Source organism: Sulfurirhabdus autotrophica (assembly GCF_004346685.1).
Taxonomy (GTDB): domain Bacteria; phylum Pseudomonadota; class Gammaproteobacteria; order Burkholderiales; family SMCO01; genus Sulfurirhabdus; species Sulfurirhabdus autotrophica.
Map to the genome: position 1 here is coordinate 57,331 of NZ_SMCO01000014.1, position 13,202 is coordinate 70,532.

Annotated in this window: 15 protein-coding genes; 13 read left to right on the forward strand and 2 right to left on the reverse strand. The window is 44.4% G+C overall.

All coding sequences use genetic code 11. From position 1 onward, the window contains the following. Nucleotides 1–12 precede the first annotated feature (12 nt). The 8 genes from infA (at nt 13) to EDC63_RS13190 (ending at nt 4,218) form a co-directional block, all read left to right on the forward strand. Nucleotides 13–231, forward strand: a complete 219-nt coding sequence (gene infA / locus EDC63_RS13155; protein ID WP_124946390.1) for a translation initiation factor IF-1 — start codon at nt 13–15, stop codon at nt 229–231. Nucleotides 232–321: 90 nt separating this feature from the next. Beyond that, nucleotides 322–435, forward strand: coding sequence for a 50S ribosomal protein L36 (gene rpmJ / locus EDC63_RS13160; protein ID WP_124946392.1), 114 nt, complete (start codon nt 322–324; stop codon nt 433–435). 130 nt (nt 436–565) lie between these two features. Beyond that, nucleotides 566–928: a 30S ribosomal protein S13 gene (gene rpsM, locus EDC63_RS13165; RefSeq protein ID WP_124946394.1), complete on the forward strand. Its 363-nt coding sequence runs from the start codon at nt 566–568 to the stop codon at nt 926–928. A 13-nt stretch (nt 929–941) separates the two neighbouring features. After that, complete coding sequence (gene rpsK, locus EDC63_RS13170) at nt 942–1,334, forward strand: 30S ribosomal protein S11 (RefSeq protein WP_124946395.1); 393 nt, start codon at nt 942–944, stop codon at nt 1,332–1,334. A 15-nt stretch (nt 1,335–1,349) separates the two neighbouring features. Further along, the gene (gene rpsD / locus EDC63_RS13175) at nt 1,350–1,979 is read left to right on the forward strand and encodes a 30S ribosomal protein S4 (protein ID WP_124946396.1); all 630 of its coding nucleotides are present in this window, start codon (nt 1,350–1,352) and stop codon (nt 1,977–1,979) included. 28 nt (nt 1,980–2,007) lie between these two features. Beyond that, complete coding sequence (locus EDC63_RS13180; protein WP_124946397.1) at nt 2,008–2,991, forward strand: DNA-directed RNA polymerase subunit alpha; 984 nt, start codon at nt 2,008–2,010, stop codon at nt 2,989–2,991. A gap of 27 nt (nt 2,992–3,018) precedes the next feature. Next, entirely contained in the window at nt 3,019–3,414 is a 396-nt protein-coding gene (gene rplQ / locus EDC63_RS13185) for a 50S ribosomal protein L17 (protein WP_124946398.1), read from the forward strand. 78 nt (nt 3,415–3,492) lie between these two features. Then, a complete protein-coding gene (locus tag EDC63_RS13190) occupies nt 3,493–4,218 on the forward strand; it encodes an SAM hydrolase/SAM-dependent halogenase family protein (protein ID WP_124946399.1) in 726 nt (241 codons plus the stop codon). A 34-nt stretch (nt 4,219–4,252) separates the two neighbouring features. Here EDC63_RS13190 and uvrA read toward each other — a convergent pair whose 3' ends face one another. Next, on the reverse strand, nt 4,253–7,072 hold the full coding sequence (uvrA, locus tag EDC63_RS13195) for an excinuclease ABC subunit UvrA (RefSeq protein WP_124946400.1): 2,820 nt from the start codon (nt 7,070–7,072) through the stop codon (nt 4,253–4,255). Nucleotides 7,073–7,218: 146 nt separating this feature from the next. Between uvrA and EDC63_RS13200 the strand changes: the two genes are divergently transcribed. The 3 genes from EDC63_RS13200 to EDC63_RS13210 all read left to right on the forward strand — a co-directional run bounded on the left by EDC63_RS13200 (nt 7,219) and on the right by EDC63_RS13210 (nt 10,065). Then, nucleotides 7,219–8,598 carry an MFS transporter gene (locus tag EDC63_RS13200; RefSeq protein ID WP_124946401.1) on the forward strand — a complete coding sequence of 460 codons (1,380 nt, stop codon included), beginning with the start codon at nt 7,219–7,221 and terminating at the stop codon, nt 8,596–8,598. Then, nucleotides 8,599–9,093, forward strand: coding sequence for a single-stranded DNA-binding protein (gene ssb / locus EDC63_RS13205; RefSeq protein ID WP_124946402.1), 495 nt, complete (start codon nt 8,599–8,601; stop codon nt 9,091–9,093). It begins immediately after the preceding gene. A 327-nt stretch (nt 9,094–9,420) separates the two neighbouring features. Then, entirely contained in the window at nt 9,421–10,065 is a 645-nt protein-coding gene (locus tag EDC63_RS13210) for a response regulator (RefSeq protein WP_124946403.1), read from the forward strand. A gap of 190 nt (nt 10,066–10,255) precedes the next feature. Here the strand turns inward: EDC63_RS13210 and EDC63_RS13215 are convergent, their stop codons facing one another. Beyond that, on the reverse strand, nt 10,256–10,531 hold the full coding sequence (locus EDC63_RS13215; protein ID WP_124946404.1) for a hypothetical protein: 276 nt from the start codon (nt 10,529–10,531) through the stop codon (nt 10,256–10,258). Between the two features lie 358 nt (nt 10,532–10,889). Here EDC63_RS13215 and EDC63_RS13220 point away from each other — a divergent pair, with 358 nt between their 5' ends. After that, a complete protein-coding gene (locus tag EDC63_RS13220; RefSeq protein ID WP_124946405.1) occupies nt 10,890–12,821 on the forward strand; it encodes a response regulator in 1,932 nt (643 codons plus the stop codon). Between the two features lie 125 nt (nt 12,822–12,946). After that, nucleotides 12,947–13,201: an FmdB family zinc ribbon protein gene (locus EDC63_RS13225; protein ID WP_124946406.1), complete on the forward strand. Its 255-nt coding sequence runs from the start codon at nt 12,947–12,949 to the stop codon at nt 13,199–13,201. The last annotated feature ends 1 nt before the right edge of the window (nt 13,202 follow it).

A 13,202-nucleotide genomic window follows, 5' to 3' on the forward strand; every position in this document is an offset into this window, starting at 1 on the left:
GTGAAGGTTTGAATGGCAAAAGAAGATACGATACAGATGCAAGGGGAGGTAGTGGAAAATCTTCCGAACGCAACCTTTCGTGTCAAACTGGAAAATGGTCACGTTGTGTTAGCGCATATTTCTGGAAAAATGCGAATGCACTACATTCGAATTCTGCCTGGTGATAAAGTCACTGTTGAGTTGACTCCTTATGACTTATCCAGAGCAAGAATTACTTTCAGAGCTAAATAATTTGTAAGTTAAACCTTGCATTGACGTGTAACTGGATTGTATTTCTGGTTACAAATAATGAAGGGGATTTTTCCCTTAAAGGAGTTTTAAATGAGAGTACAGGCGTCGGTTAAAAAGATCTGCCGCAAGTGCAAGATTATTAGACGTAAAGGTGTGGTTCGCGTTATATGTGAAGAGCCTCGCCATAAACAGCGTCAAGGATAATTTTAATTACTTGTAATTTTTACGCTATATTTCCGAATTTCGATGTAGTGTAGGATTGAAGTTACATTAAGGTTGCGAATCACCCTTATGGGTGGTATTATTACTGATTTTACTTTTCTGGAGTAATGGTATGGCCCGCATTGCTGGGGTAAACATTGCGAATCACCAACATGCCGTTATTGCATTGACGGCTATATATGGTATTGGTAGTGACCGCGCACGTAAAATTTGCGAGGCCGCTAAAGTTAATTTTTCAGCTAAAATCAAAGATCTTAGCGATACGGAAATGGATAAGCTACGTGATGAAGTGGGCAAGTTTACGGTAGAAGGTGATTTACGCCGTGAAGTGACCATGAATATCAAGCGTTTGATGGATCTTGGTTGTTACCGAGGTGTACGTCATCGCCGGGGTTTGCCTCTCCGTGGCCAGCGTACAAAAACCAATGCGAGAACTCGTAAAGGTCCGCGCAAGGCTATTAGGTCCACGAAGTAAAAGGATATAGGTTATGGCAAAGACTACCGCTGCACGGGTACGCAAAAAAGTTAAAAAGAATGTGGCTGAAGGTATTGCTCACATTCATGCTTCATTTAACAACACTATCGTTACTATTACTGATCGTCAGGGTAATGCGCTTTCATGGGCTACTTCTGGTGGTGCTGGTTTTAAAGGTTCTCGTAAGAGTACACCTTTTGCTGCCCAGGTAGCTGCTGAGGCAGCAGGTAAAGCTGCACAAGATTGTGGGGTTAAAAACCTAGAAGTGCGAATTAAAGGACCTGGTCCTGGTCGCGAATCAGCCGTACGTGCACTCAATGCCGTTGGCTTTAAGATTACAAGCATTTCTGACGTGACGCCAGTGCCGCATAACGGCTGCCGCCCACCGAAGAAACGCCGTATTTAATTCAGGAGTCCGACTGTGGCTAGAAATCTTGACCCAAAATGCCGGCAGTGCCGCCGTGAGGGCGAAAAGCTGTTTTTAAAAGGTGAAAAGTGTTTCACCGATAAATGCTCAATTGAACGTAGAAGTTATGCTCCAGGCCAGCACGGCCAAAAGAGCGGACAAAGACTGTCAGATTATGGTGGTCAGTTGCGGGCTAAGCAAAAAATTCGTCGTATTTATGGTGTTTTAGAGCGTCAATTCCGTGGTTACTACTACGAAGCTGACCGACTGCGCGGTGTGACAGGTGAAAATTTGCTTCAACTGCTTGAAAGCCGTTTGGATACAGTTACTTTCCGTATGGGTTTTGGTGCTTCGCGTTCTGAGTCACGTCAAATTGTTCGTCACAATGGTATTTTGGTGAATGGTAAGCGTGTAAACATTCCTTCATATCTGGTTAAGCCGGGTGATGTTGTTGAAGTCGCGGATAAAGCAAAACAGCATTTGCGAGTTAAGGGTGCTTTAGCAGCTGCTGAGCAACGTGGATTTCCTGAGTGGATTGAAGTCGATGTCAAGGCTTTGAAAGGTACATATAAGGCAAAACCGCAGCGTGCTGAATTACCTTCGACAATCAATGAGAATCTCGTTGTTGAATTGTATTCGAAGTAATAGCTGATACATCGCAAGAGGATACACTATGCAAAGCAGTGCTTCAGAATTTCTTAAACCACGTATTATCGATGTGGACAACATGTCACCTGTTCATGCAAAGGTTACAATGGAACCTTTCGAACGTGGCTATGGCCATACTCTTGGTAACGCGTTGCGCAGAATTTTACTTTCTTCTATGCCAGGTTACGCACCGACTGAAGTTAAAATCAGTGGTGTTTTGCACGAATACTCTTCAATTGAAGGTGTTCAAGAAGATGTGGTTGATATTTTATTAAACCTTAAGGGTATTGCACTTAAGTTACATAACCGTGAAGAAGTAGTACTTACTCTCAAGAAAGATGTTGAAGGTATTGTTACAGCGGGTGATATCGATGCCAGTCATGATGTTGAAATTTTTAATCCTGATCATGTGATTGCTCATCTGACGAAGGGTGGGAAGCTCGATATTGAGATTAAAGTTGAGCAGGGTCGCGGATACGAACCAGTTACTTCACGTCGTATCAGTGAAGAAAATCGTACTGTTGGATCTATTATGGTTGATGCTTCTTTCAGTCCAGTGCGTCGTGTCAGCTACTCGGTTGAAAGTGCGCGTGTGGAACAGCGTACGGATCTTGATAAGCTGGTTATGGATATTGAAACCAATGGCGTTATTGATCCTGAAGAAGCTGTACGCTATGCAGCACGTATTCTGGTTGATCAGTTGTCGGTTTTTGCTGATCTGAAAGGCACGCCAACTGCTGTTGAGGCACCTAAGTTGCCTCAAGTTGATCCGATTTTGTTGCGCCCTGTAGATGATCTTGAATTAACTGTTCGTTCTGCAAATTGTTTGAAAGCTGAAAATATTTATTATATTGGCGATCTTATTCAGCGTAGTGAAAATGAGTTGTTGAAGACACCTAATCTTGGCAGAAAATCGCTAAATGAAATAAAAGAAATCCTCGCATCCAAGGGTTTGACGCTTGGCATGAAGCTGGAAAACTGGCCGCCTGCTGGCCTCGAAAAAGCCTAAGAGCTGTAAGGTAAAAAGGAATTTAATATGCGTCACCGTTTAGGAAATAGAAAACTTAATCGCACCAGTAGTCATCGTCTTGCTATGTTGCGCAATATGACTAATTCACTGCTGCGTCATGAAGTGATTAAGACTACTCTCCCAAAAGCCAAGGAACTGCGTCGTGTTGCTGAGCCTCTGATCACTTTGGGTAAGAAGCCTTCATTGGCAAATCGTCGCCTTGCTTTTGATCGTTTACGCGATCGTGATATGGTTGTTAAGTTATTTAACGATTTAGGGCCGCGCTTTCAGAAACGTAACGGTGGATACTTACGTATTCTTAAGTACGGCTTCCGTCAGGGTGACAACGCGCCTATGGCGCTTGTAGAGTTGGTAGATCGTCCAGAAGCTGTTGAAGCCCCAGCAGAAGTTGTTGCTGAATAAATAGTGCTTTGCATTGCTTAATGAAAAAGGTCGGCTTGTCCGGCCTTTTTTATTTGTATTTGAGAGGATCAGGCAATCATGATTGCTTTATTTTCTGATTTTGGGTCTGCTGATATTTATGTTGGCCAGATAAAAATGGTTTTAAGCAAATTAGCACCCGAAGTTGTTGTGAACGATTTATTTCACGATGCCCCAAATTTTGATGTGGTTTCTTCTGCGCATTTATTGTCAGCGCTATCTGTAAACTTTCCTCCTGGTTCTGTCTTCCTTTCAGTAATTGACCCCGGTGTGGGGAGTTCACGCGGTGCTGTTGTTATTTTGGTTGATTCATGGTGGTTTGTAGGGCCTGATAATGGTTTGATGTCGGTGGTGGCTGCACGCCATAGTAACGTTAAATATTGGCGGATAAACTGGCGTCCGGAACACTTTTCGCAGTCTTTTCATGGGCGGGATCTATTTGCTCCTATTGCGGCCTGGATTGCTAAAGGCGAGTTTCCATCAGATAAATTGGAGTCAATGACTGAATTGTCAGTAAATTTCTCTGAGAATGATGCTTTTTCAATTATTTATATCGATCACTACGGTAACAGTTTTACTGGTATTAGAGCTGTTAATCTTGCCTTTGATCGTGAAATTTTGATTAATGGTGTAGCTGTTAGATACGCGAATACATTTTCCACAGTGGAAGTGGGGCATGTGTTTTGGTATGTAAATAGTCTGGAACTGGTTGAGATTGCAGTGAATTGCGGGAGTGCAGCGAGTCTGCTCAATTTGAGAGTCGGAACAGAATTGACCATCATCTAAATCTGCGATGGTCAATAATATCCAGGGACAGGGTTTATTGCTGAAGTACAGCCTTTAAATACTTTCCTGTGTGGCTTATTGGGTTAGCTGCGATATCTTCCGGCGTCCCTTCTGAAATAATTCTTCCACCGCCATCGCCACCTTCTGGCCCTAAATCAATCACCCAGTCTGCAGTTTTGATAACGTCCAGGTTATGTTCGATTACCACTACGCTATTGCCATGGTCCCTTAACCGGTGAACTACTTTCAGTAGCAAATCAATATCGTGAAAATGCAGGCCAGTTGTTGGTTCATCTAAAATATAAAGGGTTCGTCCTGTGTCACGTTTGGACAGTTCAAGTGAAAGCTTTACGCGCTGGGCTTCACCGCCGGAAAGCGTGGTTGCAGATTGCCCTAGCGTGATATAGCCCAAACCGACATCTAGCAGGGTGTAGAGTTTACGCGCGACAATCGGTACCGCATTAAAAAATTCATGGGCTTTCTCGACGGTCATTTGCAGTATTTCGTGAATATTCCTTCCTTTATACTGAATTTCTAACGTTTCTCTGTTGTATCGCTTACCGTGACATACGTCGCATGGTACATAGATATCCGGCAGGAAATGCATTTCTACTTTGATGACGCCATCACCTTGGCACGCTTCGCATCGTCCGCCTTTTACGTTGAATGAAAATCGACCAGGGCCGTATCCGCGTTCCCGTGCCTGGGGTACTCCTGCAAATAATTCGCGTATCGGGGTAAACAACCCGGTGTAGGTTGCCGGGTTTGAACGTGGGGTTCGACCAATGGGACTTTGGTCTACGTTGATAACCTTATCAAAAAATTCAAGTCCGTGGATTGCTACATGGGGTGCTGGCTCAGCATTGCTACCATATAAATGACGCGCTATGGCGTGATACAAGGTGTCATTTATTAAGGTGGATTTGCCCGATCCGGATACGCCAGTCACACACACTAACAGCCCTACCGGAAGATTTAAATCTACATTCTTGAGATTGTTGCCAGTTGCTCCAATGATTTGTAGCATGCGGTCTGGATCGGGTTTGTTTCGCTTAGCAGGGACGGCGATGCTTCGCTTGCCACTTAAGTAGAGTCCAGTCAGGGATGCAGGGTTGTCCAAAATGTCTTGGGGTACACCTTCTGCTATAAGTTGACCGCCATGTTCACCTGCTCCTGGGCCCATGTCGACAATATAATCTGCAGCGAGTATGGCATCATGATCGTGTTCAACTACGATGACGGAATTACCCAGGTCGCGCAAGTGTTTTAATGTGTCCAACAGGCGGTCATTATCGCGCTGATGAAGGCCGATCGAAGGTTCATCTAGGACATACATTACCCCGGTTAATCCGGAGCCGATTTGCGAAGCAAGGCGAATGCGTTGCGCTTCTCCACCAGATAATGTATCTGCAGAGCGGTCCAGTGAGAGGTAATCCAGACCGACATTGTTGAGGAATTGCAATCTGCTGGCAATTTCCTTGATGATTCTTTCGGCGATTGCTTGTTTTTGGCCCTCGAAATAGATCGTCTGGAAGAGTGTAAGTGCTGATTTTAATGGCATGCCACTAATTTCATAAATGGACTTTTTGTCTACAAGTACATTACGGGCTTCAATGCGCAGTCTGGTCCCGTTGCACTCAGGGCAAGGGCAGCCATTCAGGTATTTAGCCAGTTCTTCTCGGACTGCATTGGAATCGGTTTCCTTGTAGCGACGTTCAAAGTTGTGAATAATGCCTTCGAAGGGATGTGCGCGAGTTTGCATGCCCCCTTTTTCACCAAGGTATTTGAATTTTATTTCTTCTTTCCCACTTCCATAGAGGAGAAGATGTTGTGTTTGTTCAGGTAGCTCTTCGAATGGAATTTCAAGATCAAAACCGAAGTGCATACTTAAACTTTGCAGCATCTGATAGTAAAACTGATTACGTCTGTCCCAGCCCTTTATTGCGCCAGAAGCGAGGCTCAGGTGAGGAAATGCAACGATGCGTTTGGGGTCAAAAAAACTGATCTGGCCTAAGCCATCGCACTTCTGGCAAGCACCCATCGGGTTGTTGAAAGAGAAGAGACGTGGTTCAAGTTCTGCAAGTGAGTAGTTACATTGGGGGCAGGCAAATTTGGCCGAGAACAAATGTTCTGTTCCTGTATCCATTTCTACTGCAAGTGCTTTTCCATCTGAGTGGCGAAGTGCCGTTTCAAAAGACTCAGCGAGGCGCTGCTTGATATCCGGGCGTACTTTGACACGGTCTACAACCACATCTATCGTATGCTTTTTGTTTTTATCCAGTTTTGGTAAATTATCTATCTCATAAGCCTGCCCATCGATGCGAAGACGAACAAACCCTTGTGCGCGTAATTCCTCAATCAGATCATGTTGTTCACCTTTTCTGCCTGCAACAAGGGGGGAAAGGATCATGAGCTTGGTGTCTTCTGGCAACTGCAAGACATGATCAACCATTTGGGAAACGCTTTGAGAGGACAGGCCAATTTTGTGTTCTGGGCAATGGGGGTCACCCACCCGGGCGTAAAGCAGACGAAGGTAATCATGAATTTCCGTTATCGTGCCGACGGTAGAACGGGGGTTGTGAGAAGTAGCCTTTTGCTCAATGGAGATTGCTGGCGATAATCCTTCAATCAGGTCAACATCTGGTTTTGCCATCAGTTGTAAAAACTGACGTGCGTAGGCAGATAGTGACTCTACATATCGGCGTTGCCCCTCAGCATAAAGAGTGTCGAAAGCAAGTGAGGACTTACCTGAGCCAGACAACCCTGTTATCACAACCAGTTTGTTTCTGGGGATATCCAAATTGATGTTTTTAAGATTGTGGGTGCGGGCACCACGGATTTTTATGTATTCCATATGTTTCTGCTGTGTTGGGCGATTAATTTAGAACAACTGGTTGCCTGGGTATTTCATAAGTCGACTACCCATAGCGAGAGATTGGTTACGTAAGGTTACCTAACCTGCTAATATACGCAATTTTGGTTGTTTTGCCCAATCTCAATATGACTCATACAGAAAAAATGTCTCCAGTAGAGGTGCGTGCCAGTATCAGTCTGGCAAGTATTTATGGTTTGCGTATGTTGGGTATGTTTTTGATTTTACCTGTCTTTGCTATTTATGCTGAACATTTGCCGGGTGGGCAAAACCATACGTTAATCGGATTTGCATTAGGGGCTTATGGGCTGACTCAGGCCTTGTTGCAGCTGCCGTTTGGGATGGCATCTGATCGTTTTGGTCGCAAACGTGTTATTTATTTCGGATTGCTGTTGTTTGCCATCGGCAGTTTTGTTGCCGCTTCAGCCAGTGATCTGTATATGATTATTATCGGACGTTCCATACAGGGAGCGGGGGCAATTTCGGCAGCGGTTACTGCATTAACGGCCGATCTGACACGCGAAGAACATCGTACTAAAGCGATGGCCATGATAGGCATGACCATTGGTATTACCTTTGCACTGTCACTCATATTGGGTCCTGCTTTTTACCATTTGATTGGCATGCCTGGGATTTTTGCCATGACTGGCGGATTGGCTTTGCTTGCCATTCTGGTAGTCAAGTATGCAGTGCCGAATCCTCAAATCAGCCGATTCCATTCAGATGCGGAGGCGATGCCCAGTAAGTTGAAGGATGTGCTGCGGGATAAGCAGTTGTTGCGTCTGAATTATGGGATTTTCGTGGTGCATGCCGCGCAAATGGCTATGTTTATGGTGGTGCCTTTTGCATTGAAAGAAACGGGTGGTATAGACGCTAATCACCACTGGCAAATTTATCTCCCGGTGATGATCGTTTCTTTTCTGATTATGATACCGGTAATAATATATGGAGAAAAAAATGCGCGGTTGAAACCGGTGTTTGTCGGTGCAATCGGATTGATGTTGCTGGCACAAGTAGGTTTTGTGTTTTTGATCCATAATTTCTGGGGTGTTGTTATGATGTTGGTTACGTATTTCATCGCATTTAATGTGCTGGAAGCGAGTCTGCCCTCTCTGATTTCAAAAATTGCGCCAGCGGCAAGTAAAGGTACAGCGATGGGGGTGTATAATACATTCCAATCTCTTGGGTTGTTTTTAGGTGGCACGATGGGAGGGTATCTTTCTCATCGGTTCGGGTATTCTGCAGTATTTGTATTTGGCGGGGGTTTGACCGCGATCTGGCTGGTTTTTGCTTTAGGCATGACAGCGCCACCTGCAGTGAAAAGTCGTATGTTTCATATTGGTGAAATGAGTGTGGAAAATGCAAGCAAGCTTGCGCAAAAGCTTGCTGATTTAAAAGGTGTAGTGGAAGCGGTTGTGCTTTCTGAAGAAGGTGTCGCTTACCTGAAGGTGGATATGAAACATTGGGATGAGCAGGGTGTTAACGAATTGATTGCGAGGGCAAACTAAATGGCGTCAGTAAACAAGGTAATTTTGGTTGGTAATCTGGGTAAGGATCCCGAGGTGCGTTATATGCCGAGTGGTGAAGCCATCGCGAATATCACAGTGGCGACTACAGATTCATGGAAGGATAAGTCTGGCGAGAAGCAGGAGCGCACCGAGTGGCATCGCGTGGCATTTTTTGGCAAGCTGGCTGAAATTGCAGGTGAGTACTTGAAAAAGGGTAGCCAGGTGTATGTTGAAGGTCGTTTGCAAACCCGTAAATGGCAAGATAAAGAAGGCCAGGATCGATATACCACTGAAATTGTTGCTGACCGTATGCAAATGCTAGGCAGTCGCAGTGGTGGGGGCGCAGGGATGGGCAGTATGGATAGAGATGCTGGTGAATCTTTTGAAGGTACTTCAGCACCTAGAAATGGTGGTTCAACAGCAAAGAGTAGTGCTAAAGCACCAGCAAAGAGCAGTGGTGGGTTTGATGATTTTGAGGATGATATTCCCTTCTGATTGATACGTTTTCTTTGGAATGTAGAAAATAACAACAAAGGCCTGTATCTGCAGGCCTTTGTTGTTTGTAGGGATGGGCTAGGTTAGTCTTGCTTTCGTTCTGATGTGGTGCTGATAGTACATATGCTCTATTTCAAAATGTTTTGTTTTGGAGTAGGTTGAAAACAAAGCTAAAATCAATATAAAAATTGATTTGGCTTGAAAGCGCTACGAACATTCAGCGTGGATTTTTATCAATTCTGAAATTTGTCGAATGTAGCTAACGAATATGGCGAACTCGGGCGTTTCTGAGTCAATTTTTTAATTCAGCAAGCAACAGCCAGTCTAATGAAAATTCTATTAGCCGATGATCATACTTTATTTCGCGAAGGCTTAAAATATGTCCTGAAGGAATTGGATACTCATGTTGACGTCTTGGAGGCAGGTGACAGTTTGACAGCCATTAATCTTGCCAGGGATTACGCTGATCTGGATCTTGCCTTGCTTGATCTTAATATGCCAGGGATGGACGGGTTTCAGGCATTGGTTTCGTTTCGGGAACAATGTCCTTCTTTACCTGTGGTGATGCTTTCAGCTTCTGAATCTCGGCATGATGCTCAGAAAGCATTGGATTTAGGCGCTTCCGGGTTTATATCTAAATCGGCTTCGGGTCAGATTATGTTAAGTGCATTAAGATTGGTGCTATCGGGTGGGGTGTATTTACCCCTCATGATGCTTGAGCAAAATCATGGGGCCGGGAACGCATTTTCCAGTTCGGATAGTCCTGCAAATCTGACAGAGCGACAGTTGGACGTGCTCTTGTTGCTAGCTCAAGGTAAGCCGAATAAAATAATTGCAAGGGAATTGGGTATCACTGAGGGGACTGTTAAAATTCATATGGCGGCTATTTTCCGCGCGCTGCATGCAAGCAATAGAACGGAAGCCGTTATTGCGTCGCAGAAGTACTCTTTTTCCGCTTTAACACCTTTTTGAAAAATTATGGTGGCGATCTTTATAAGTAACATGGTTTTCAATTGTCAGGGTTTGTACAATCCGGCCTGGTAATAACTCTGGTTCTTGTACTTGAAAGGAGTTAATTGGTCTCGATTATTGGAAGGCAATAAGCATGCAATACCTGATTTGAGGTGTTACCTCAGATCAGGTATTGTGGCAAGCCATACATTCATTCAATTCCGGTTAAATAATTACCATCATTCTCATCGCTGGTAGTGGCGGCTTTTTTAGCATGCATTGTTGGTGAATCTTCTACAGGGCTTGCTTGTTTGGCAACTTTACTTTCTTCTTTATCGGGAAGTGCAGCAGAATCGTTACTGGTCATTTGCGCATTTGCTGGTGTGTCAAATGAATCCATCTGAACTTTATCATTGCAATCTTCTGCAAACGACAGGGTTGAGTTGCCGATCAGTAAAGCGCATAAAATAGCTGAATATTTGTTCATGGTAACCTCCGTTAAGTTTTAAATTTAGCTAATCACACATTAGCTTGCATATCCTCATTCAGGATGTTTTTGCAAGGTGTTTGCTTAATTGTCATTATGGAGGATTCATTCCAGATTGTTATTCAGCATTTGGTATAGTTGAGCTATAACATTAGCCATATGCCGAAAGTTATAGAATGTTTGGTATTAATAACGGATAGGGGAAGTTAAAAGCATTTTCTCGTATTTGTCAGCGCTGGTTTTATTCCTGTTTATATAAGAAACTATGGTGGTATGCCGTATTGCAATCAGAGGCGGAATGCCATCCTGAATGCGCCCCAATGCAGAAGTAGCTTGAATACACAAAGGTTGTCCAGTCATGAAGTATTGGAAAATCCGAACGCGTGTTATGTTTCTTGCGCTTGCACCAGCAACCATTATTGCTGTTCTACTGACCTTGTATTTTACCAATAGCAAGATTAATGATCTTGAATCCAGTTTGCATGAAAGAGGGATGGTTATCGCTCGCCATCTTGCAACAGCCAGTGAGTTTGGTGTGGTTTCAGGTGATGCAACTCAGTTGATGAATTTGCTTGATGCGACTTTGCGAGAAAGCGATGTTTATAGTGCGGCAATTGTGGACACTCACTCTAATCTGATTGCTGGAAAGGGGGAAGCTATATCACGGTTGGTCAGGCTTGCCTCAGCCAGCAATATGGAACGTATTGATGTGGTTGATGCGGATGATCTTTTGATTTTTCGTTCTCCCGTTATTTTGATTGAGCCGCAATCTGATGATTTCTTGCAACCTTTTTCGGATAGTGCAGCAGCGGAGAAGATTTCCCGTTCCGGATCTTTTTTGGGAGTGGCTTTAGTTGCGATGTCCAGAAGGCACACCATGGAAATGCGGAATAAAATGTTGTGGAACGGGATGCAGATCGTTGGTGTTGGTTTGTTGCTGACCTGGATGGCGGCGGCTGCAATGGGCCGAAGTGTGACACGACCTATCCGGAAGCTTTCGCATGCTGTGGAAAAGCTTGCGGAAGGTTATCTTGATACCCGGGTGGATGCTGATTCGGGCGGCGAGATTCTGGCGTTGGAAACAGGCGTGAATAAAATGGCGGTTTCACTGCAACATTCTCAAGAAATTTTACAGCAAAGTATTTCTGATGCGACCGGAGAACTGATTGAGCAAAAGGAGGCGGCGGAGCGCGCAAATATTGCTAAATCCAGGTTTTTGGCAGCAGCCAGTCATGATTTGCGACAGCCGATGCATTCATTGGGGTTGTTTGTTGGTGCGTTAAAGGAGCGCATCAATTATCCAGAAGTAAGTGCGATCGTCAGTAATATCGAAGCTTCAATTGTTTCGATGAATATGCTGTTTAATGCGTTGCTGGATATTTCCAAACTGGATGCTGGTGTAGTGCATCCAGAGCCTGAGAATTTCGCAATCAATGATGTGTTAGACAGAATGCGCATGGAATTCAGACCGCATGCTCTGGAAAAAGGTTTGAAGTTCAAGGTGATGCCATGTCATGCCATTGTAAGTACCGACAGGTTGATGCTTGAACGAATTTTGTTAAATCTGGTTTCTAATGCGATCAGATATACGCAGGAAGGCGGAGTGTTGGTTGGTTGTCGACGAGTATCTGGTGAAAAGATCCGGATCGAAGTTTGGGATACTGGAATAGGCATTCCCGAAGCTTCTCTCACTGATGTATTTCAGGAATTTTATCAGTTAGGTAATGTTGAACGTGACCGTAATAAGGGCTTAGGACTAGGACTGGCGATAGTTAATCGATTAGGGAAAATGCTTAATGCGCATGTTGCTGTTCGATCAGTGGTAGGAAAGGGTTCTGTATTTTCGTTAGAGATACCGCTTGGTCTGAAGAAGCTGGAAGGGAGCAATGCAGCGATTCTTCATGAAAAGGGTTCAGGCAAACTGGAACTATTTGTGGTGGTGGTTGATGATGATTTGATTGTGCTCGCAGGGACTGTAGCGTTGCTTCAATCCTGGGGGTGTGAGGTCCTTGCTGCCGATTCTGGGCAGAAAATTGTGAATAAATTGCTTGGCCAGTCCAGAATTCCGGATGTGGTGCTTGCTGATTACCGTTTGGCACAAGGAGATGATGGGGTGAGCGTGATTCAAGCGATTCAGGCAATTTATTCGAAACTAATCCCAGGGGTTTTGATATCCGGGGATATTGAATCAGATCGTCTCCGGCAAGCGCTTGCAAGCGGTTTCCCTATGTTGCACAAGCCGGTTTCACCATCAAAACTGCGGGCGATGCTCATGCATATTTCAATGTAATGGGTTTTGTGGTTGATGAACATAGCCATATTTCAGTTCAACCTCTTGAAAAGAAGGGGCCTTGACCAAATTTGAAAGGCATATCTATCAGGTTAGGGTATAATTTTGTTTTTTAGGGGGTTGTTATGCCGATTTATGAGTATAAATGTACTGAATGTGGCTTTCAGAAAGAAGTTATTCAGAAAATGAGTGATGCAACGCTGACGACTTGTCCAGAGTGTGGCAAAGAAACGTTTAGTAAGTTGGTGACTGCTGCTGGTTTTCAGTTAAAGGGTAATGGCTGGTATCAGACCGATTTCAAGGGCGGATCTTCCAATAAAAAAGAAGAGGCGGCAGCGCCGGCTCCCACAGGTTGTGCCGGGGGTACTTGTCATTCCTAAC